Consider the following 20,336-nt stretch of genomic DNA (forward strand, 5'->3'; position numbering starts at 1 on the left):
CACGGAGGGTTTCCATACGAAGATGAAAATGATTTCACGCCGAGCGTTTGGCTTTAGGAACTTTGAGAATTACCGCATGCGGGTCTTGGCCCTGTGCGGTTGGAACGGGGTGATTAACCGAGTGTGATGAGTGCCCGTCCCCTCTTTACGGGGTAGAGCCGCCGCATTTCAGTTTCAACCGCCGCAACCCAAGCACGGGCGTCCGTCAATCGTTCGAAGGTCTTTGTTTGGGGGGGGGGGCGTGGTCCTTGGTGCGGATCCGAGCCTGAAATTGAAATTCACCGCGTTTTTGATTGTTGCCATACCTAAGTTCTCCTGGAAAACTAGGTATAGGCAAAGCGGTGGAGCATAATTGGCTCAAAAACCAAATGGCCACCCTGAAAGGTGGCCATTTGCTGCGGAGAACCGCATGAATACTGGTGCCGGTTAAAGGAGTTGAACCCTCGACCTTCGCATTACAAGTGCGCTGCTCTACCAACTGAGCTAAACCGGCAACGGCGCTATTCTACTAGGTTTTCGATATTTTCGCTTTGCGCCGGCCAAGCGGCGTTTTGCCCAAGCGGGGATTACTTGACGATGGTCAGGCGCGGCCGCTTTGGTTCGTCGTCGGGGGAATCGTTGTTGTCGGACTTGCCGGCGGGTTTGTTTTCGGCCGGCGGTTCGGTTGCGGATTCGGTTTCGCCGCCTGGATAGGCGTTCGAGTCGTGGACTTCAAAGCCCATGCCGGCGCCGGTTTCGCGCGCATAGATGGCCGATACGGCCGCCACAGGCACATAAATGTGTTCGGTGACCCCGCTGAAGCGAGCCTGGAATTCTATGTAGTCGTTGCCCAGAACCAAGCAGTTGGTGGCGAGCGTGCCGACGTTCAGCGTGATTTGCCCGTCGTGGATATGGGCGCGCGGCACAACCGTGTTGGCGTCGACGGTGACGACGATATGGGGGGTGTAGCCATTGTCGGTGCACCATTCGTGCAACGCTCGGATCAGGTAGGGCTTGGTTGAAGATTCTGACATCGGCGATTGTAAGGACGGCCGGTTAAGGCCGTCCTGGTGGTTAGGTTTGGCAGTTTAACGGCGCATGACTTTTTCGGAAGGTGTCAGCGCTTCGATGTAGGCCGGCCGCGAGAAGATGCGTTCAGCATACTTCTGGATGGGCGCGGCATTTTTGGGCAGCTCGATACCGTAGTGGTCCAGGCGCCAAAGCAGCGGGGCCACAGCCACGTCCAGCATGGAGAATTCTTCGCCCAGCATGAACTTGTTCTTGAGCAGCAGCGGAGCCAGCTGCGAGAGACGGTCGCGGATGTTCTGGCGTGCGTTCTCGAGTACTTTTTCGTCGGGATTGCTGCGATTTTCAAGTGCGGAGACGTGAACAAAGAGCTCTTTTTCGAAGTTGTACAGGAACAGGCGCGTGCGCGCCCGCATGACGGGGTCTGCGGGCATGAGCTGCGGGTGCGGAAAACGCTCGTCGATATACTCGTTGATGATATTGGATTCGTACAGAATCAGATCGCGCTCGACCAGGATGGGAACTTGCCCATACGGGTTCATGACAGCAATGTCTTCGGGCTTGTTGTACAGGTCGATATCGCGGATTTCAAAGTCCATGCCTTTTTCGAACAACACGAAACGGCAGCGTTGTGAAAAGGGGCAGGTTGTTCCGGAGTAGAGCACCATCATGGCGAGGTTTCCCATCATTGAATGAAAACACGAGCAAAAAAGCGCTGCTCAGAAAAGGGAAATAGGCGTATTTGCTACGCCTATTTCCTGATTGACAGCCGACGCGGGCTGCCGTGTATTGCTATAGCTTACTTTATATCTTTCCAGAAGGCTGCGTTCAAGCGCCATGCCACGATAAGGAACAGGCCCAGGAACAGCAATACCCAAACGCCTATTTTCTTGCGCAGCAATTGTACCGGTTCGGCCATCCAGCCCAGGAAGTTGCTAAGGTCGGCGACATTGTTGTCGAAGGCGCCGGTGCTTCCTGCAAGGTTCTTGAAGCTGGATTGGCTGACTGCGTGGCCGCGGTAGTTTTGCAGCGTTTCGGTCTTGGTTTCGGAGTAGCCGTCGGCGTCGAAGTTGGTGCTGGTGCGTGTCCAGACCTCGCCCTTTTCGCCTTCGTGTTCGGCGATGGATACATGACTATACGTTTGCGGACCCTGCAACTGCCACAGCACGTTGGGCATGTCCACGTTCGGGAACGTGGCATTGTCCCAGCCGGTTTTCTTGCTGGTGTCGCGATAGAAAGTACGCAGGAACGTATAGATGTAGTCGACGCCGGACGGGCCGAAGTTGGTGGACTTGGCGCGTGCAATGACCGACAGGTCGGGCGGTGTGGTGCCGAACCATTTTTTGCTGTCGGGGCGGCGCATGGCGATGGTCATGAGGTCGCCGACCTTGTCCGTGGTGAACAGCAGGTTCTTTTTGATTTCTTCGTCGGTCAGGCCGATTTCCGTAAGCTTGTTGTAGCGCATGGAGTTAGCGCTATGGCAGCTAAGGCAATAGTTGACGAATAGCTTGGCGCCATTTTGCAGGGACGCCATGTCGTTGATTCGGTTGGGTGCCTTGTCAAGGGGATATCCCCCGCCCGATGCCAGGGCAACCGAGCAGGTAAGGGATAACGCAATGGCACCAAGCAGCTTTTTAATCATGATCATTCCGTGTGTCTTGTTGGCTTAATGAGCGTGAAACGTGATCCGTTCGGGCACTGGTTTGAACGTGCCCAGGCGGCTCCAGACTGGCATCAGCAAGAAGAAGCCGAAGTAGATCAGGGTACCGATCTGGCTCATCAGGTTGTAGGTTGGCGTAGGCGCTTGCGTGCCCAGGAAACCAAGGATCAAGAAGACAACGATGAAAATCGCATACAGGAACTTGTGCCAGGAAGGACGGTAGCGGATGGAGCGCACCGGCGAATAGTCCAGCCAAGGCAGGAAGAACAGGATGACGACCGAGCCGCCCATGGCCACGACACCCCAGAATTTGGCGTCCAGCGTGCGCAGCAGCACGGCAACCAGGATAAGGATGACGGGTACGGCCAGGCGCCACACGCCGCGCAGATTGCCCTTGAAGAACATGGCAACGGCCGCGATCAGCGAACAAGCCGCCAGAACCCAGGTGAAGTCGGCCGTGATGGCGCGCAACATGGAGTAGAACGGCGTGAAGTACCAGACCGGGGCGATATGCGATGGAGTGGTCAGCGAGTCGGCTGGAATGAAGTTGTTGTATTCCAGGAAGTACCCGCCCATTTCAGGGCCGAAGAAAATAATGGCGGCAAAGACGATAAGAAAGCCCGCCACGCCCATGATGTCGTGCACCGAGTAATAGGGGTGGAAAGGGATGCCGTCGACAGGATGGCCGTTGGCGTCTTTGGGGCCGTCCTTGATTTCGACGCCGTCCGGGTTGTTGGAACCCACTTCGTGCAGCGCAATGATATGAGCCACGACCAGGCCGATAAGAATCAGCGGAATGGCAATGACATGGAAAGCAAAGAAGCGGTTGAGCGTGGCATCGGAGACGACGTAGTCGCCGCGGATCCAGAGCGAGAGCTCAGGGCCGATGAAAGGAATGGCCGAGAACAGGTTGACGATAACCTGGGCGCCCCAGTACGACATCTGGCCCCATGGCAGCAGATAGCCCATGAAGGCTTCGCCCATCAGGCACAGGAAGATGGCCATGCCGAACACCCACACGAGTTCGCGCGGCTTGCGGTACGAGCCGTAGAACAGGCCGCGCAGCATGTGCAGGTAGACCACCACGAAGAACATGGACGCGCCGGTTGAGTGCATGTAGCGGATCAGCCAACCCCACGGCACTTCGCGCATGATGTATTCGACGGAGTCGAACGCAAGATTGCCATCGGGCTTGTAGTTCATGACCAGGAAGATGCCGGTCACGATCTGGATGACCAGCACCAGCAGCGCCAATGATCCAAAGAAATACCAAAAATTGAAATTCTTGGGTGCGTAGTATTCCGACATGTGTTCTTTGAAGAGGGACGTAAGCGGGAAGCGCTTGTCGATCCATCCTAAAAGTCCTGTCGTTTCGACGGTTTTCTCGCCTGCCATGGAAACGGTTCCTTTATTCTATCTAGCTGTGTGGCTTATGTTATTCGGTTTGTCGGCTCAAGCCTTGTTGTCTTCGTCGACGCCAATGGTGATGTGCGTGCCGTCGGCGGAGTACTGGTAGGGCGGTACTTCGAGGTTGTCGGGCGCGGGTTTGTTTTTATAAACGCGGCCAGCCAAGTCGAAGATGGAACCGTGGCAGGGGCAAAGAAACCCGCCTTCCCAGGGGGAGGGCAGGCCGGGGCCGTCGACAGCGGCCAGATGGGGTGTTGGGGAACAGCCCAAATGCGTGCAAATGCCGACCACGACAAGGTGTTCGGGCTTGCGCGAGCGGTACTCGTTTTTTGCGTAGGGAGGGGTATAGCCCGGGCGGTCGGAGTTGGGGTCGGCAACCAGCGCGTCGTCTTTTTTTATGTCTTCGAGCTGCTTGGGCGTGCGATGCAAGACCCAGACCGGCTTGCCGCGCCATTCGACGGTGCGCATTTCGCCCGCGGGAATGGTGCTGAGGTCGACTTCGACAGGAGCGCCGGCTGCGCGCGCTTTGGCCGAGGGGGCAAACGACCCCACAAAAGGAACGGCCGTGGCAACGCCCGCAACACCACCGACTGCACAGGCAGTGCCGACCCAAAAGCGGCGCGAGGGATCGGGCGGCTGGTTGGGATCAACCGCAACTGCGCCATCGATCGTCGAATTATCCTGACTCATCTTCTATCCTTGTTGATGCCGACGTGGGCATGTCATTCAATGTATTTAATGTATTGAATCTTCTTCTAACCGCGTATTATACCGATAGCCCGCCGTTGGGTGAAAGACTAAAGGATAAAGACATGAGCAAAGTAAAAGGTTTCTTTAGCGAATTCCAGGAGTTTGCAGTCAAGGGCAACATGATAGATCTGGCCGTTGGCGTGATTATCGGCGCGGCTTTCGGCAAGATTATCGACTCGCTGGTCAAGGATGTCATTATGCCGTTCATCAGCTTCATTCTTGGCGGGCAGGTGGATTTTAGCAATTTGTTCTGGGTCTTGAAGGAACCGGCCAATTATGCGGGCCCGCGCACCTACGAAGCCCTGACCAAGGCCGGCGCCAATGTATTGGGCTGGGGCAATTTTGTGACCATCCTGATCAACTTCATCCTGCTGGCCCTGGTCGTGTTCTTCATGGTCAAGCTGGCGAATAAAGCGCGCAATAAGCTGGTAACGCAAACCGCCGCCGAGCCCGCGCCTACGCCGGACGACGTCTTGTTGCTGCGCGAAATCCGCGACCTGCTTAAAAAGTAAAGTGCCGGGCGGCACGGCCATGACCGTGCCGCGTCCGGCGGCGGCCGGCTCGTACGGCCAGGCTGCCCGGGAACGGCAGTCAAGGCGGTGAAGAAGCGCAGTCGCTTTATATCGGGTTGTCCAGGTCCACGAACTCTACGCGTACGTTGAATTCGCGCGCGATGGCCTCGCCCAGGGCCTGGACGCCATAACGCTCGGTGGCATGGTGGCCGGCGGCGATAAAGCCGCAGCCAGTTTCCTGGGCCAAGTGGAAGGTGGGTTCTGAAGCTTCCCCCGTAATGTAGACCTGGGCGCCGGCGTCTATGGCCGACTGCATCATGCTTTGGGCCCCGCCCGTGCACCAGGCCACGCGGCCCAGGGTTTGTTGTAGATTGCCAACAACCAGCGGTTCGCGATGTAAGCGATTGCAAATCAATGCGCCCAGTTCACTCAGCGTATTGGCGTCCGTGCAGCGGCCCAGCCAGACCAGCCCGTCGGGCCCGCAAGTAACGGGGTTGCCGTCGCTATCGCGCTCGGGCTCGAAACCCAGCACACGGCCCAATTGCGCGTTATTGCCCAGGCTGGGGTGTGCGTCCAGGGGCAGGTGGTAGGCAAACAGGTTAAGCTGGCTTTGCAGCGCCAGGGCCAGCCGGCGGCGCTTGGGGCCGCGTATGCACGGGTCTTCGTTCTTCCAGAACCAGCCATGATGCACCAGGACGGCGTCGGCGCCGCGCGCCACGGCGGTTTCGAGCAGCGCCTGGGAGGCGGTGACTCCGGTGATAATGTGGCGTATTGAGTCCTTGCCTTCGACTTGCAGGCCATTGGGGCAGTAATCCCGGAAACGGTGGGGTTGCAAAGTGGCGTCCAGCCAGTTGGCAAGTTCGTGTGTGGAAACCTGATTCATTTTTGCCTTGAGTCCTATGCATCGATTTTGGTTATTGTTCGCCCAGAGCGTCACGATATGCCTTGCGGCATTGTTTATTGTGACCACCTTGCGCCCCGACTGGCTGGGAACGCGTCCGCAGGCTCCGGTCAAGCCGGCACCGACGCGCGATGCCACGCTGTCGTATGCAGCCGCTGTGGCGCGGGTGGCGCCCGCGGTGGTCAACGTGTACACCACCAAGCAGGTGCGCGAACCGCTTGCGCCGCTGCTTAACGACCCCGATCTTGAGCGGCTGTTTGGCGACATTCCCGGGTTGAGCCGGCGCAAGAAGGCGACCACGCTGGGGTCGGGGGTGATTGTACGCGGCGACGGCTACATCCTGACCAACTACCATGTTATCGAGGCGGCCGATGCGGTTCAAGTCGCCTTGTACGACGGGCGCCAGGCCAAGGCCGAAGTCGTGGGCGCCGATCCCGACAGCGATCTGGCGGTCCTGAAGATTCAATTGCCCAACCTGTCCAGCATTACGTTTAACGGCAACCATGAACTCAAGGTGGGCGACGTCGTGCTGGCCATCGGCAATCCGTTCGGGGTCGGGCAAACCACAACGTTGGGAATCGTGTCGGCCCTGGGCCGCAACCGGCTGGGCATCAATACTTACGAAAACTTCATTCAAACCGATGCCGCCATCAACCCGGGCAATTCGGGCGGGGCGCTGGTCGATGCTTCGGGGCGGCTGGTCGGCATTAATACCGCCATTTACTCGGAGTCGGGCGGTTCGCTGGGCATCGGGTTCGCCATACCGGCCAAGACGGCGCATACGATCATGGAGCAGATCATCGCGACGGGTTCGGTGAAGCGCGGCTGGCTGGGGCTGGAGCCGCAGGACATCACTCCCGAGCTGGCCCGCGCATTCCGGCTTAAACAAAGCGACGGCGTTATCGTGGCCGATGTCTTGCGCGACGGCCCAGCCTGGAAGGCCGGCGTCAGGGTGGGCGACATTGTGCTCAAACTGAACGACCAGGCCGTGGAAGACAGCCAGGGTTTCCTGAATCAAATCGCCCCGCTGGAACCGGGCAAGACCGTGGGCTTGAGCGTGCTGCGCGCCGGCAAGCGCTTGCAGCTTAACGTCAAGATAGGGACGCGGCCGCGCATCATACGGCCCCAAGCGCGAGGACGCTAGGCCGGCTGGCGTTGGGCCTTGGCCATAGCGTGCCGTGTAACGCCTGTTCCCTGGCCTTCGCGCTTGCGCCGGAAATGACGCCTAGCTGTCGGAGGGCGTGATTTCGTTGGCCGCTTCGTCATCCGGGATGGGCGACGGTTTTTTCGTGATCAGGCTGGCAACGATAATGCCCAGCTCGAAAAGCAGGCACAGCGGCAAGGCCAGCATGAACTGGCTCATGACGTCGGGCGGCGTGACGACGGCGGCGATGATGAAGGCGCCGACTATGACATAGCCGCGCACGGACTTGAGCTTGGCAACGGTAACCAGGCCTGTCTTCACCAGCAAAATCACCACGACCGGCACTTCGAAGGTAACGCCGAAGGCAATGAACATTGTCATGACAAAGCTGAGGTAGGCTTCGATGTCAGGTGCGGGGGTGATCGACTGCGGCGCGAACGTGGCAATAAAGTGGAAAACCGTGCGAAACACCACAAAGTAACAAAACGCCATGCCCAGCAGAAACAACAGGGTGCTGGACATGATCAGCGGCAGGGCCAGGCGCTTTTCGTGTTTATACAAGCCTGGCGCCACGAAGGCCCAGGCCTGGTACAGCACGACGGGCAGCGCAATGACGAAAGCCGCCATCATGGTGACCTTGATCGGCACCATGAAAGGCGTGATGACGCCGGTGGCGATCATGCGGGTGCCCGAAGGCAGCGATGCCAGCATGGGCTGGGCCAGGAAGTCGTAGATGTGCGAGGCGCCCGGGTAAATGAACAAGACCACAAACACAGCCAGGACGGCCGCTACAGCCTTGAGCAGGCGTGTGCGCAGCTCGATGAGATGAGAGATGAAGCTGTCCTGGGGGGCGCTGTCGTTAAGGTCTGCCTGCGTCACGTGTGGGTCCCGGTAGGTGGTTTAACTGCGTCTTTGGGGTCCGGGGCGGGGCCGTCGAAACCGGGCAGGGGAAGCGTGTCTGGGTCGGCCGAAGCCGCGGTTTGGGCCGCGGGTTCGTGGCTGGGTGTTGCCGGGGTAGCCTCGGGTGCCGCCGTGCCTTCAAGCTTGAAACTGTCTTGAACCGCCGAGTTGGCGTTTTTAAGCGCTTCCTGAGCCTGGGCCAGCGGGTCGCGGATGGTATTGCCGGCGTCTTCAACCGAGGCCTTGACCGACTTGGCGGCGTCTTCGATCTGGCCCTTCAGGTCGCCCAGGTCGTGGTCGTTCATTTCGCGCTGAATATCGGACTTGACGTCGTTGACGTAACGTTGCGCGCGGCCCAGAAGGTGGCCGACGGTACGCGCAACCTTGGGCAAGCGTTCTGGACCGATCACGACCAGAGCCACGACCCCGATCAGGATGAGTTCGCTAAAACTGACATCAAACATGAATACCTGAGCCCTTGAGTGGGAGTGCGCCCTGCGTCTTAAGGAGCGGGGCGTTTAAGAAAGACGGATTCCGCGCGGGGATTTTAGACGTCTTTCTTTTCTTTGGCTTGCACATCGATGGTGTCGCTGTCGGCGACACGCTCAGTGACTGATTCGGGCTTTTTGGCGGCTTCTCCGTTTGCGTCGGCCATGCCTTTCTTGAAGCCCTTGACGGCGCCGCCCAGGTCTTCGCCCATATTGCGCAGTTTTTTCGTGCCGAAGATAAGCGCGACGATGACCAGGACGATAAGCCAGTGCCAGATGCTGAAACTACCCATTATGTTCTCCGTTAGGCGGCGGGTGCCGCACAATTGACATCATTCTACCCAACCGGGGGGAATTGTGCTGGCGTTTCCGTGCCAGCTTCGGGGCCGGCGCGGTGCGCTATTTGGCCTCGTTGCGCGCGGCCTTTTCGGCCAGGCCCGAGGTGCCTTCGCGCCGGGCCAGTTCGCGCAGTACATCTTCGGGGCGCAGCTTGTAATGCGCCAGCGCAACCAGGCTGTGGAACCAGAGGTCCGCCATCTCGTAGACGATGCGATCCGCTGCATTGTCTTTGGCCGCCATGACGAGCTCGGTGGCTTCTTCGCCGATTTTCTTCAGGAAAGCGTCGGGCCCGCGAGCCAGCAATTTGGCCGAATACGACGAGGACGGATCGCCGCCGTTCTGGGGAAGGCGCGATTCGAGCGTGTCGGCCAGCCGGTAGAGGATGTCCGATTCGGAAGGAAGGAGCTTGGTCATTTGTAGATTTGCTTGGGGTCTTTGAGGACGGGGTCGGTGACGACCCATTCGGCCTGGTCGGCAGCGCCGTCCAGACGCCGGAAAAAGCAGCTTTCCCTGCCAGTATGACAGGCAATGCCGCCTTTTTGTTCCACCGTCAGCAAAATGACGTCGCCATCGCAATCCAGGCGGATGTCGTGCACGATCTGCTGGTGTCCGGACTCTTCGCCTTTGCGCCATAGCCTTTGGCGCGAACGCGACCAATACACGGCGCGGCGCGTGGCGGCGGTTTCGGTCAACGCATCGGCGTTCATCCAGGCCACCATCAGCACGCGCCCCGTTCGATGGTCTTGGGCGATGGCGGGAAGCAGTCCGTCGGCGTCGAAAGCCACGGCGTCGAGCCAGTTCGAACTCATAGTCTTACCTTGATGCCTTGCGCTGCCATGAATTCTTTGGCCTGGTGCACGGTGTACTCGCCATAGTGGAATATGCTGGCGGCCAGCACGGCATTGGCCCGGCCGGTGGTAACTCCGTCGGCCAGGTGCTGCAGATTGCCCACGCCGCCCGAGGCGATGACAGGCACAGGCACGGCATCGGATACTGCGCGAGTCAGCTCCAGGTCGAAGCCGGCTTTGGTGCCGTCGCGGTCCATGGATGTCAACAGGATTTCGCCGGCGCCGTAGCTGGCCATTTTTTTGGCCCATTCGATGGCGTCCAGGCCAGTGGCCTTGCGTCCGCCGTGAGTGAAAATTTCCCATTTGGCCGGTTCGCCGGGCTGCGAGGTGCGGCGCGCGTCGATGGCGACCACGATGCATTGCGAGCCGTGGTAGTCGGCGGCGGCCTTGACCAGTTCAGGGTTGGCAATGGCGGCGCTGTTGATGGAGACCTTGTCGGCGCCGGCATTCAGCAAGCGCTGGATGTCGGCCACTTGCCGCACACCCCCGCCGACAGTCAGGGGGATGAAGATTTCGGAGGCGACGGCTTCGATGATGGGCAGGATAAGGTCGCGGTTGTCGCTGGTGGCAGTGATGTCCAGAAAGGTAAGCTCATCGGCGCCTTGCTCGTTGTAGCGCTGCGCGATTTCCACGGGGTCGCCGGCGTCGACCAGGTCGACGAAGTTGACGCCTTTGACCACCCGGCCGGCGGTCACATCCAGACAAGGAATGATGCGCCGGGTCAGGGTGTTGTCGTTCTGGGTGGACGGTGTTGTCATAAAGCGTCGGTGCCCAGTTCGTCGGCCAGATCCTGAGCCGCGGCAAAATCCAAAGTGCCTTCGTAGATGCTGCGGCCCAGAATGGCGCCTTCGATGCCTTCTTCTTCGACTTCGCACAGTGCGCGAATATCGGAAAGGTCGGTGACGCCGCCCGAAGCGATGATCGGGATGTTGACGTGCTGCGCGAGCTTGACCGTGGCTTCGATGTTGACACCAGAAAGCATGCCGTCGCGGCCGATATCGGTGTAGATGATGGCTTCGCAGCCGTAGTCTTCGAATTTGCGGGCAATGTCGTAGACGTCGTGGCGCGTGAGCTTGCTCCAGCCGTCGGTGGCGACCTTGCCTTCGCGCGCATCCAGGCCCACGATGATGTTGCCCGGGAAGGCGCTGCAGGCATCGCGCAAGAAGCCTGGGTCTTTAACGGCGGCGGTGCCGATAATGACATAGGTCAGCCCGATGTCCAGGTATTTTTCTATGGTGTTCAGGTCGCGGATGCCGCCGCCGATCTGCACGGGGATTTCATCGTTCAGGGCCTGGAGTATGGATTTGATGGCGGCCTGGTTTTTCGGCGTGCCGGCTACGGCGCCGTTCAGGTCCACCAAATGCAGGCGCCTTGCGCCTTGCTCTACCCATTGAGCAGCCATTGCGGCGGGGTCTTCCGAAAAAATGGTGGCGTCGTCCAGGTCGCCCTGGCGCAGGCGCACGCATTGTCCGTCTTTGAGGTCGATAGCGGGGATGAGGAGCATGGTTCGTTAAGGCAAAAATTGAAAAGTGAAAGTGCGGATCGAAGCTTAGGGGTTCCAGCTGACAAAGTTGCTATACAGGCGCAAACCCGGGTCGGCGCTTTTTTCAGGGTGGAACTGCACGGCGAAGATGTTATCGGCTGCCACCGCACAGGTAAAGCTTACTCCGTAATGGGCTTGTCCTGCTATCAAAGCCGCATCGGCGGGCTGTACATAGTAACTGTGCACGAAATAAAAATGGGTGTTGTCGGGAATGCCTTCCCAAAGCGCGTGGGGGCGGGTCTGCTGCACCCGGTTCCAGCCCATGTGCGGCACCTTGAGCAGTTCAGTGTCCTGGCCCGGGTTGGCGGCCGAGGCATACTGGGGCCCGGCAAAGCGCCGGACCTGCCCGGGGAAGATGTCCAGGCACTCGGTGTCGCCTTCGTCGCTGCGGGTGAACAGCATTTGCTCGCCCACGCATACGCCCAGCAGCGGTTTGTTGCGGGCGGCGTCCAGCACGGCTTCGCGCAGGCCCGATTCGTTCAGGGTGCGGATGCAGTCGGGCATGGCGCCCTGGCCCGGAAACACCACGCGCGAGGCGTTCTGGATTTCGTGGGCCTTGTTGCAAATGCGTATGTCGGCGTCGGGCGCGGCGGCATGCAGGGCGCGGGCCACCGAATGGAAGTTGCCCATGCCGTAATCAACGATGGCGATAGTATTCACGTTGCGTAAAACACAAAGGTGGAAAGTTAGAGGACGCCCTTGGTCGAAGGCACGACGCCCTCGTTGCGTGGGTCGTGTTCGATGGCCATGCGCAGCGCGCGGCCGAATGCCTTGAAGACGGTTTCGCACTGGTGGTGCGAATTCGTGCCGCGCAGGTTGTCGATATGTACCGTGACCAGGGCATGGTTGACGAAGCCCTGGAAGAATTCGCGGGTCAGGTCGACATCGAAGCGGCCGATATGCGAACGGGTGAACGGAATATGGTATTCCAGCCCCGGGCGCCCGGAAAAGTCTATCACGACACGCGACAGCGCTTCGTCCAGCGGCACGTACGAATGCCCGTAGCGGCGCAGCCCGGCTTTGTCGCCGACAGCGGCGGCAAAAGCCTGGCCCAGCGTGATGCCGACGTCTTCCACCGTATGGTGGTCGTCGATATGGGTGTCGCCGTCGCACTGGATGTCCAGGTCGATGAGCCCATGGCGTGCGATCTGGTCCAGCATGTGGTCCAGAAAGGGAACGCCCGTATTGATGGACTGGCGGCCTGTGCCGTCGATGTTGATGGCCACCCGGATACGGGTTTCGTTGGTGTTGCGGGTAATGTCGGCGGTACGCATGGCAGGGACTCGATAATCTAGTTCAGTGCCGGTAAAGCGTCTGGCGGCTGTTGTTGCAGCACGGTGGCGACGCGTTCCGGATAATCTTGGTTAGGGATGGCCGTACGAAATGTGCGGTGCTTAGTTTTTTGGGGTGATGCGGTACTGCGCGCTGGCTGCATGGGCTTGCAGGCCTTCGCCATGGGCAAGAGTGGCGGCGACGCGTCCCAGTGTTTGCGCGCCGGCTTGCGAAACCTTGATCAGGCTGGAGCGCTTCTGGAAATCATACACGCCCAGCGGCGAGGAAAACCGCGCAGTGCGTGAAGTGGGCAGTACGTGATTGGGTCCGGCGCAATAGTCGCCCAGGGCTTCCGAGCTGAAACGGCCCATGAAAATGGCGCCCGCGTGGCGGATTTTTTCGGCCCAGAGTTCGGGCTGTTCGGTGGAAATTTCCAGGTGTTCGGGGGCGATATCGTTGGCGATGGCGCAGGCCTGGTCCAGGTCGGCAACCAGAATGAGCGCGCCGCGGCCGCCCAGGCTGGCGCGGATGATGTCGGCGCGCGGCATGGTCGGCAGCAGGCGTTCGATGGCGGCTTCTACCTGGTCGAGATAGTCCGCGTCGGGACAGAGCAGTATGGACTGCGCCAGCTCGTCGTGCTCGGCCTGTGAAAACAGGTCCATGGCGATCCAGTCGGGCGGCGTGGTGCCGTCGGCGATGATAAGGATTTCGCTGGGGCCGGCGATCATGTCGATGCCGACGGTGCCGAATACGCGGCGCTTGGCGCTGGCCACGTAGGCATTGCCAGGGCCGACGATTTTGTCGACGGCGGCAATGGTTTGCGTGCCGTAGGCCAGTGCGCCCACAGCCTGGGCGCCGCCGATGGCCCAGGCGCTATCCACGCCGGCAATGGCCGCCGCGGCCAGCACCAGGGGGTTGCGCACATTGTTGACGGTGGGCGTGACCATGACGACTTGGGCAACCCCGGCGACCTTGGCCGGAATGGCGTTCATCAGCACCGAGGACGGGTATGCGGCCTTGCCGCCCGGCACATACAGGCCGACGCGGTCCAGGGGGGTTACTTTTTGGCCCAGCACGGTGCCGTCGGCTTCCGTGTAGGTCCAGGTTTCGCTGCGCTGGTGCTCGTGGTAGTTGCGAACCCGCTGGGCCGCCGACTCAAGTGCGGCGCGCTGTTCGGCCGGCAGGCTTTCCAGGGCGGCCAGCCAGTCGCTTTTCGGGATTTCCAGGGCGGCCACCGACTGCGCCTGCACATGGTCGAAGCGCTGGGTATAGTCCAGCAAGGCATCGTCGCCGCGTTGCTGGATATCCTTCAGGATATCGGCGCTGACGCGTTCGATGGCCTCGTCTTCGGAGGCATCGAAAGCCAGCAGGTTGCGCAGCGTGCGCGCGAAATCGCCGGAGCGGGAATCTAAGCGTTTAATCAAGGCCATAAAACACAGAAACAGGTACGGGTCGAAGTAAAGAGTGTATACCCGAACATCCTAGCATGCGGCTTGCCTGGCTGCTGCTGCACACTAGGCCGCCGACGCTTGCGCGAAGGCGTCGATAAGCGGCTGCAGCGCCTTTGCGCGGGTTTTCAGCGACGCCTGGTTGACGATCAGGCGCGACGAGATCTGGACAATGTCTTCCACCGCCACCAGATGGTTGGCTTTCAGGGTGTTGCCGGTGGAGACCAGGTCGACGATGGCATCGGCCAGGCCCACCAAGGGCGCCAGTTCCATGGACCCGTACAGCTTGATCAAATCGACATACACGCCTTTGCGGGCGAAGTGCTCGCGCGCGGCCTGGACGTATTTGGTGGCGATGCGCAGGCGCGAGCCCTGCGATACGGCGGCTTCGTAGTCGAAGCCTTCGCGCACGGCAACGCAGAGCCGGCATTTGGCGATGTTCAGGTCGATGGGCTGGTACAAGCCGCCGGCATTCTGCGCGGCGTGCTCGAACAGCACGTCCTTGCCCGCAATGCCGAAGTCCGCCGCTCCGTACTGCACATAGGTGGGCACATCGGAGGCGCGTACGATAATGAGCTGCAGGCCGGGGTCGCTGGTAGGCAGGATGAGCTTGCGCGAGCTTTCGGGATTTTCGGTGACATGCACGCCGGCCGCGGCCAGCAGGGGCAAGGTTTCTTCGAAAATCCGTCCTTTGGACAGGGCTAGCGTAAGGGGTTTGTCGAGGCTGGCGGGGCTCATGCTTGTTCTCGTGCTATGCGTTGAATGTTTGCGCCCACCGAGCGCAGCTTGTGTTCCATGCGTTCGTAGCCGCGATCAAGGTGGTAGATGCGCTCTATGGTGGTGTCGCCGATTGCGGCCAGGCCGGCAATGACCAGGCTTGCCGAGGCGCGCAAATCGGTGGCCATGACGGTGGCACCCGACAGCTTCGATGTGCCGGTGACCACCGCGGTATGGCCGTCGATGTCGATTTTTGCGCCCATGCGGCCCAGTTCCTGCACGTGCATATAGCGGTTTTCAAAGATGTTCTCGACAATGACGGCCGTGCCTTCGGCGATGGTGTTCAAGGCCATGACCTGGGCTTGCATGTCGGTGGGGAAGGCGGGGTATTCGTAGGTGCGAAAGCCCACCGCCTTGGGGCGCTGGTTCATTGACCCGCGTATCCAGTCGCTGCCGCATTCGATGCTCATGCCGGCTTCCTGGAGCTTGTCCAGGATGGCGCCCATGGTGTCGGGCGCGGCATTGCGCAGGACGATCTCGCCGCCGGTGGCGCCTACCGCGCACAGGAAGGTGCCGGCCTCGATGCGGTCGGCCACGATGGTGTGCCGGGCGCCGTGCAGCGCCTCGACGCCGTCGATGACGATGCGGTCGGTGCCATGGCCCTGGATGCGGGCGCCCATTTTGATGAGCAGCTCGGCCAGGTCGGTGATTTCGGGCTCGCGCGCGGCGTTTTCCAGTACGGTCTGGCCTTCGGCCAGCACGGCCGCCATCATGAGGTTTTCAGTGCCGGTTACGGTGACCATATCGGTGCGGATGACGGCGCCTTTCAGGCGGCTGGCCTTGGCAACGACAAAACCGTGCTCGATGCTGATCTCCGCGCCAAGCGCGGCCAGGCCCTTGATATGCTGGTCCACCGGGCGCTGGCCGATGGCGCAGCCGCCCGGCAGGCTGACCCGGGCCTGGCCGAAGCGCGTTAGCAAGGGGCCCAGCACCAGGATGGAAGCGCGCATGGTCTTGACCAGGTCGTAGGGCGCTTCAAGGGTGTGCACATGGCGGGCATCCAGGGTTACGGAGTTTTCGCCGTCCTGGGTGATCCGCACGCCCATTTGGCCCAGCAGGCGCTGCGTGGTGCCGATGTCTTTCAGTGCCGGAACATTGTCCAGCGAAATGGGGTCGGCGGTAAGCAGGCTTGCGCACAAAATGGGCAGGGCGGCATTTTTTGCGCCCGAGACGGTAATCTCGCCATTCAGGCGGTTGCCGCCGGTGATAAGCAGTTTATCCATTCGGATTGGCTTCGTATTCGGCAGGGGTAAGGGTGCGCATGGACAGCGCGTGTATTTCGCTTTTCATGCGTTCGCCAAGCGAGGAGTAGACCAATTGGTGCCGGGCGATCAGGCGCTTGCCCTCGAAGGCGGGGCTGACGATGATGGCTTCGAAATGAGAGCCGTCGCCCTGCACTTCGATGTGTTCGCAGTTAAGGCTTTCGGCAATGTATTGACGCACTTGTTCGGGAGTAGGCAGCATATCGTTCACATTCAGTTTCGCAGTTTGTAGCCCGAGGCTAAAAGACGCTGGGTTAGAAGACACAGTACGGCGAAAACGCCGGCGACCACGGCCAGACTTTGCCAGGGCGAAACGTCGGAAACCGTGAAGAAGCCGTAGCGGAAGCCGTCTATGGTGTAGAAAATGGGGTTCCAGCGCGACACTTCCTGCCAGAAACCGGGCAGGCTGTGTATGGAATAGAACACGCCTGACAAAAACGTGGCCGGCATAATAAGAAAGTTCTGGAACGCGGCGAGCTGGTCGAATTTCTCGGCCCACAAGCCTGCAATCATACCCAATGTGGCCATGATGCCGCAGGACAGCACGGCAAAGACCAGTATCCAGGCAAGATTGGCCGGCGCCAGCGGTATGAAGAACAATGCAACCAGCCAGACGCATGCGCCCACCGACAAACCGCGGGCCACCGCAGCCAGCAGGTAGGCCCAGAAAATCTGCCGGTGCGAAAGCGGGGGCAGCAGAACGAAAACCAGGTTGCCGGTGATCCGGCTTTGGATCAGGGACGACGAGGGATTGGCAAACGCATTTTGCAGCATGCTCATCATCATGAGCCCGGGTATCAGGAAGGCGGTATACGGAATGGTGCCGTATACCTGGACCCTGCCTTCAAGCACATGGGCGAACACCAATAAATACAACAGGGCGGTCAGCACGGGTGCGGCAATGGTTTGAAAACCCACCTTCCAGAAGCGCATGAGCTCTTTGTGCAGCAGGGTGGGAAAGCCCGACCCGATATCGCTGCGAGGCTGTACGACTTGCGTGTTCATGCTGTTTCTCCCATGATTTCGTCGCTGTTCATGATGCGCACGAAGGCGTCCTCGAGGTCGGTGCCGCCGACACGGGCCAACAGGGCCTGGGTGGTGTCCAGCGCCACCAGGCTGCCCTGCTTGAGCATGGCGATGCGGCCGCACAGGGCTTCGGCTTCTTCGAGATAGTGGGTGGTCAGCAAGACGGTGTGGCCCTGCGTGTTCAGGCGGGTGATGAATTCCCACAGCGTGCGGCGCAGGTCGACGTCCACGCCCGCGGTGGGCTCGTCCAGGATAATGACGGGAGGGCGGTGCACCAGGGCCTGGGCCACCAGCACACGGCGCTTCATGCCGCCCGACAGCGAGCGCATATTGGTGTCGGCCTTGTCGGTCAACCCCAGATTGGCCAGGATTTCGTCTATCCAGTCGTCATTGTTGCGCAGCCCGAAGTAGCCCGATTGCAGGCGCAGGGTTTCGCGCACGGTAAAAAACGGATCGTAGACCAGCTCTTGGGGCACGACGCCCAAAGAGCGGCGCGCCATTTTGTAGTCGGTGATGACATCGTAGCCGCAGACGCTGGCCGTGCCGGATGTGGCCTGGGCCAGGCCGGCCAGTATGGAGATCAGCGAAGTTTTGCCGGCTCCGTTGGGCCCGAGCAGCCCGAAGAACTCTCCGTGCTCGACGCTCAGGCTGACATCGTTCAACGCCCTGAAGCCCTGGCTGCTTTTGGCGCCGGGGTCCAGCAGCCTCTTCCACAGAGATTGTTGGGATTGATAGGTCTTGGATATGTGATTTAAGGTGAGCGCGGACATAATATGCAAAAAGCCTGGCCCCTGATTGGGCCAAGCTTGTCATTATATGTGCGAATGCTTGGGGAGGCTCTGAACAAGTCACCGCAGCGCCTGCTAACCGCTCGGCTTATTCAGAACTTCCCTGGACGCCGTATCGGCATGGGCCAGGTCTTGGCGGGTTGCACACTACAGCGTTGGCGCTTCGCTTATTTGTTGCGGGAGTTCAGGGCTTTGATAAGGCCGTCGATGCCGTTCTGGTTGATTTGCTCGGCAAACTGGTTGCGGTAGTTCTGGATCAGCCAGATGCCTTCAACGTTCAGGTCGTAGATTTTCCAGCCGTTGGCCGTCTTTTCCAGGCGGTAGTCGACGCCGACAGGCGGCCCGTTGCGCTGCGACAGGGTCGAGCGCACGACGACGTCGTCGGCATTGGCATCGCCCCGGAATGGCGCCAGGGTCAACGCGGAAACGTCGTCAACCCGGGACAGCGCGCCGCTGTACGTGCGGATCAGCGTGCCCTTGAAGGCCTCGGTAAGGTCTTTTTGCTGCTGCGGGCTGGCCTGGCGCCAATAGCGGCCGGCGGCCAGGCGGGTGGTCTTTTCCAGGTCGACGTAAGGCAGGACGTACTGATTGACCAGGGCGTTGATGCGCTGCAGGTCGCCGGCCTTGGCGGCGGGCTCGGCCTTGAGCGCATTAAGCGCATTGTTGGCCACCACGCTGACGAAGTCGTTGGGCGCGGCCTTGGTGTCGACCGGCGTATCGGCTGCGGCGGTACCCGCCAGGCCCAGGCTTAGCAGGCCGGCAGCCAGCCAGCGCAGCGGTTTGACGGAACAAAAAGAAAATAATGAGCGTTGCATAAAGATGGTTCCTGATTAATTTCCTGATTTGGCGGGCGCCGCGGGGGCGTCGCCGTTATCGGAATAGTCGGGCAGCTCGCTGGAGTAGTCCGGCAGGGTTCCGTCGCCGGTCGAGTGCAAGCCGCGGACCAAGGCCTTGCGGCGCTGCAGGTAGGCGTCGCGGATGAAGCTGTAGCGATCCAGGGCAATGTCATTGACGAGCTGGTCGGCGCTAAGCAGGCTGGCGCGCATGTCGATCAGGCTCAGGGCGATGATGGAGTTGCGCAGCGGTACGTTGTCGATGGCGAACACCGGCGTATACATCGACGCGTCGACCGCCAGCCCGGCCAGCGAAGCCGTGCCGTCGCGCAGCGTGGTCGAACCCCAGAACGGGAAGACGATATAAGGCCCGGGGCCGAAGCCCCATACGCCCAGCGTTACGCCGAAATCGTTGACGATGCGCTTTGAGCCGTTCATGGAGGCCACGTCGATACAGCCGCCCAGCCCCATGGTGGAGTTGAACAGGACCCGGCCCAGGCTGTTTATGCCGTCGTGGCCGCGGCCTTGCAGGAAGCTGTTGATCGACGACCAGGCATCGGCCAGGTTGTTGAAGACATTATGCACGCAGGTGCGTACCGGCTTGGGCGTGACAGCTTCGTAGCCCTGTGCGATGGGCTTGAAGACGGCCCGGTCGACCTTGTCGTTGAATGCATACATGCCGCGGTTGTAGCTTTCAAGGGGATCGTTGGGGTTGGGGTGTGGCACGCTGGCACAGCCGGCTGCCAGCGTTGCGGCGGCCAGGGCCGGAATCAACCGGGCGGTACGTTTGCGTGTCGAACTTGTTGTGTCCAGGGGCATATTGTTTTACTTGCGATGATTGAAACGAAATACATGCGGGGCGCTTTGTGTCGCCGGAATTTTATGTCGATAGGCATTATTACATGCCGCAACAATTCAGGGCTTGTGCGGCTCGGCGGCAGGCGTGCCGCTGCTGGCGGTTCCTTCTTTGTCGGCCGAGCTATACAAGAATTTGCTGATCAACTCTTCAAGCACGACCGCGCTTTGAGTGTATTGAATGGTGCTGTCCTGAGCCAGCATTTTATCGTCGCCGCCGGGGGTGATGCCAATGTATTGCTCGCCCAGCAGGCCCGAGGTCAGAATCGAGGCGGACGAATCGTCCGGAAATTTATATTGTGCTTCCAGGCTAAGCGTAACGACCGCCCGATAAGTGGTATTGTCGAACGAGATGCCTGTTACGCGGCCTACGACGACGCCGCTGCTTTTGACCGGGGCGCGCACCTTAAGGCCGCCCAGATTGTCGAAATGAGCCTGCACCTCGTAGGTTGGGGCCAACGAGAATGAGCTCAGGTTGCCGGCCCGCAGGGCAAGAAACACCAGGGCCACCAAGCCCAGCAGAACAAATAGGCCAACCCAGAAATCGGTTTTTTCGCGCGTCATGGTTATTCCGTCTT

At 60.2% G+C, this 20,336-nt stretch carries 27 protein-coding genes and 1 tRNA gene; 3 read left to right on the forward strand and 25 right to left on the reverse strand.

The window, feature by feature from the left end; genetic code table 11:
* Window positions 1-127: transposase (locus DFR37_RS18860; protein WP_147251638.1), on the forward strand; the 127-nt coding region annotated here is incomplete at its 5' end.
* A gap of 290 nt (window positions 128-417) precedes the next feature.
* Here the strand turns inward: DFR37_RS18860 and DFR37_RS18865 are convergent.
* The 6 genes from DFR37_RS18865 to petA all read right to left on the reverse strand — a co-directional run bounded on the left by DFR37_RS18865 (window position 418) and on the right by petA (window position 4,762).
* Window positions 418-493: transfer RNA gene (locus tag DFR37_RS18865), tRNA-Thr, on the reverse strand.
* 73 nt (window positions 494-566) lie between these two features.
* The gene (locus tag DFR37_RS18870) at window positions 567-1,013 is read right to left on the reverse strand and encodes a ClpXP protease specificity-enhancing factor (RefSeq protein ID WP_113934740.1); all 447 of its coding nucleotides are present in this window, start codon (window positions 1,011-1,013) and stop codon (window positions 567-569) included.
* A gap of 54 nt (window positions 1,014-1,067) precedes the next feature.
* Window positions 1,068-1,676 carry a glutathione S-transferase N-terminal domain-containing protein gene (locus tag DFR37_RS18875; protein WP_113934741.1) on the reverse strand — a complete coding sequence of 203 codons (609 nt, stop codon included), beginning with the start codon at window positions 1,674-1,676 and terminating at the stop codon, window positions 1,068-1,070.
* Between the two features lie 128 nt (window positions 1,677-1,804).
* Window positions 1,805-2,653, reverse strand: coding sequence for a cytochrome c1 (locus tag DFR37_RS18880; protein WP_180148028.1), 849 nt, complete (start codon window positions 2,651-2,653; stop codon window positions 1,805-1,807).
* A gap of 18 nt (window positions 2,654-2,671) precedes the next feature.
* On the reverse strand, window positions 2,672-4,060 hold the full coding sequence (locus tag DFR37_RS18885) for a cytochrome b (protein WP_113934743.1): 1,389 nt from the start codon (window positions 4,058-4,060) through the stop codon (window positions 2,672-2,674).
* A 57-nt stretch (window positions 4,061-4,117) separates the two neighbouring features.
* Window positions 4,118-4,762 (reverse strand): ubiquinol-cytochrome c reductase iron-sulfur subunit, encoded by a 645-nt coding sequence (petA, locus tag DFR37_RS18890; protein ID WP_113934744.1) that lies wholly within the window; start codon window positions 4,760-4,762, stop codon window positions 4,118-4,120.
* A 122-nt stretch (window positions 4,763-4,884) separates the two neighbouring features.
* Between petA and mscL the strand changes: the two genes are divergently transcribed.
* Window positions 4,885-5,334 carry a large conductance mechanosensitive channel protein MscL gene (gene mscL / locus DFR37_RS18895; RefSeq protein WP_113934745.1) on the forward strand — a complete coding sequence of 150 codons (450 nt, stop codon included), beginning with the start codon at window positions 4,885-4,887 and terminating at the stop codon, window positions 5,332-5,334.
* Between the two features lie 106 nt (window positions 5,335-5,440).
* On the opposite strand, the gene DFR37_RS18900 is transcribed toward mscL, so the two are convergent.
* Window positions 5,441-6,217, reverse strand: coding sequence for a Nif3-like dinuclear metal center hexameric protein (locus DFR37_RS18900; RefSeq protein ID WP_113934746.1), 777 nt, complete (start codon window positions 6,215-6,217; stop codon window positions 5,441-5,443).
* A gap of 16 nt (window positions 6,218-6,233) precedes the next feature.
* Here DFR37_RS18900 and DFR37_RS18905 point away from each other — a divergent pair, with 16 nt between their 5' ends.
* Window positions 6,234-7,379: a S1C family serine protease gene (locus DFR37_RS18905; RefSeq protein ID WP_113934747.1), complete on the forward strand. Its 1,146-nt coding sequence runs from the start codon at window positions 6,234-6,236 to the stop codon at window positions 7,377-7,379.
* A gap of 81 nt (window positions 7,380-7,460) precedes the next feature.
* On the opposite strand, the gene tatC is transcribed toward DFR37_RS18905, so the two are convergent.
* From tatC to mlaD, 18 genes are all read right to left on the reverse strand, one after another.
* A complete protein-coding gene (gene tatC / locus DFR37_RS18910) occupies window positions 7,461-8,258 on the reverse strand; it encodes a twin-arginine translocase subunit TatC (protein WP_113934748.1) in 798 nt (265 codons plus the stop codon).
* Window positions 8,255-8,743, reverse strand: coding sequence for a Sec-independent protein translocase protein TatB (gene tatB, locus DFR37_RS18915; protein WP_113934749.1), 489 nt, complete (start codon window positions 8,741-8,743; stop codon window positions 8,255-8,257). The genes tatC and tatB overlap by 4 nt, the downstream gene beginning before the upstream one ends.
* Before the next feature lie 83 nt (window positions 8,744-8,826).
* Entirely contained in the window at window positions 8,827-9,060 is a 234-nt protein-coding gene (tatA, locus tag DFR37_RS18920) for a Sec-independent protein translocase subunit TatA (protein ID WP_113934750.1), read from the reverse strand.
* A gap of 106 nt (window positions 9,061-9,166) precedes the next feature.
* On the reverse strand, window positions 9,167-9,520 hold the full coding sequence (locus DFR37_RS18925) for a phosphoribosyl-ATP diphosphatase (protein WP_113934751.1): 354 nt from the start codon (window positions 9,518-9,520) through the stop codon (window positions 9,167-9,169).
* A complete protein-coding gene (gene hisI, locus DFR37_RS18930; RefSeq protein ID WP_113934752.1) occupies window positions 9,517-9,915 on the reverse strand; it encodes a phosphoribosyl-AMP cyclohydrolase in 399 nt (132 codons plus the stop codon). Before hisI ends, DFR37_RS18925 begins: the two co-directional genes overlap by 4 nt.
* Window positions 9,912-10,712, reverse strand: a complete 801-nt coding sequence (hisF, locus tag DFR37_RS18935; RefSeq protein ID WP_113934753.1) for an imidazole glycerol phosphate synthase subunit HisF — start codon at window positions 10,710-10,712, stop codon at window positions 9,912-9,914. Before hisF ends, hisI begins: the two co-directional genes overlap by 4 nt.
* Window positions 10,709-11,458 carry a 1-(5-phosphoribosyl)-5-[(5-phosphoribosylamino)methylideneamino]imidazole-4-carboxamide isomerase gene (gene hisA / locus DFR37_RS18940; protein ID WP_113934754.1) on the reverse strand — a complete coding sequence of 250 codons (750 nt, stop codon included), beginning with the start codon at window positions 11,456-11,458 and terminating at the stop codon, window positions 10,709-10,711. The genes hisF and hisA overlap by 4 nt, the downstream gene beginning before the upstream one ends.
* Window positions 11,459-11,503: 45 nt before the next feature.
* Window positions 11,504-12,157 carry an imidazole glycerol phosphate synthase subunit HisH gene (gene hisH / locus DFR37_RS18945; RefSeq protein ID WP_113934755.1) on the reverse strand — a complete coding sequence of 218 codons (654 nt, stop codon included), beginning with the start codon at window positions 12,155-12,157 and terminating at the stop codon, window positions 11,504-11,506.
* A gap of 26 nt (window positions 12,158-12,183) precedes the next feature.
* Window positions 12,184-12,771: an imidazoleglycerol-phosphate dehydratase HisB gene (gene hisB, locus DFR37_RS18950; protein WP_113934756.1), complete on the reverse strand. Its 588-nt coding sequence runs from the start codon at window positions 12,769-12,771 to the stop codon at window positions 12,184-12,186.
* 120 nt (window positions 12,772-12,891) lie between these two features.
* Window positions 12,892-14,199 carry a histidinol dehydrogenase gene (gene hisD, locus DFR37_RS18955; protein WP_113934757.1) on the reverse strand — a complete coding sequence of 436 codons (1,308 nt, stop codon included), beginning with the start codon at window positions 14,197-14,199 and terminating at the stop codon, window positions 12,892-12,894.
* 84 nt (window positions 14,200-14,283) lie between these two features.
* Window positions 14,284-14,955, reverse strand: coding sequence for an ATP phosphoribosyltransferase (gene hisG / locus DFR37_RS18960; RefSeq protein ID WP_113934758.1), 672 nt, complete (start codon window positions 14,953-14,955; stop codon window positions 14,284-14,286).
* Entirely contained in the window at window positions 14,952-16,217 is a 1,266-nt protein-coding gene (murA, locus tag DFR37_RS18965) for a UDP-N-acetylglucosamine 1-carboxyvinyltransferase (protein ID WP_113934759.1), read from the reverse strand. The genes hisG and murA overlap by 4 nt, the downstream gene beginning before the upstream one ends.
* On the reverse strand, window positions 16,210-16,458 hold the full coding sequence (locus DFR37_RS18970) for a BolA family protein (protein ID WP_113934760.1): 249 nt from the start codon (window positions 16,456-16,458) through the stop codon (window positions 16,210-16,212). The genes murA and DFR37_RS18970 overlap by 8 nt, the downstream gene beginning before the upstream one ends.
* Window positions 16,459-16,469: 11 nt before the next feature.
* A complete protein-coding gene (locus tag DFR37_RS18975) occupies window positions 16,470-17,261 on the reverse strand; it encodes an ABC transporter permease (RefSeq protein ID WP_113934761.1) in 792 nt (263 codons plus the stop codon).
* Entirely contained in the window at window positions 17,258-18,052 is a 795-nt protein-coding gene (locus DFR37_RS18980) for an ABC transporter ATP-binding protein (protein WP_113934762.1), read from the reverse strand. The genes DFR37_RS18975 and DFR37_RS18980 overlap by 4 nt, the downstream gene beginning before the upstream one ends.
* A gap of 185 nt (window positions 18,053-18,237) precedes the next feature.
* A complete protein-coding gene (locus tag DFR37_RS18985; RefSeq protein ID WP_113934763.1) occupies window positions 18,238-18,885 on the reverse strand; it encodes an MlaC/ttg2D family ABC transporter substrate-binding protein in 648 nt (215 codons plus the stop codon).
* 15 nt (window positions 18,886-18,900) lie between these two features.
* On the reverse strand, window positions 18,901-19,722 hold the full coding sequence (locus DFR37_RS18990) for an MlaA family lipoprotein (protein ID WP_113934764.1): 822 nt from the start codon (window positions 19,720-19,722) through the stop codon (window positions 18,901-18,903).
* 96 nt (window positions 19,723-19,818) lie between these two features.
* The gene (gene mlaD / locus DFR37_RS18995) at window positions 19,819-20,322 is read right to left on the reverse strand and encodes an outer membrane lipid asymmetry maintenance protein MlaD (protein WP_113934765.1); all 504 of its coding nucleotides are present in this window, start codon (window positions 20,320-20,322) and stop codon (window positions 19,819-19,821) included.
* Window positions 20,323-20,336: the final 14 nt, after the last annotated feature.

Source organism: Eoetvoesiella caeni (genome assembly GCF_003315175.1).
Taxonomy (GTDB): domain Bacteria; phylum Pseudomonadota; class Gammaproteobacteria; order Burkholderiales; family Burkholderiaceae_B; genus Eoetvoesia; species Eoetvoesia caeni.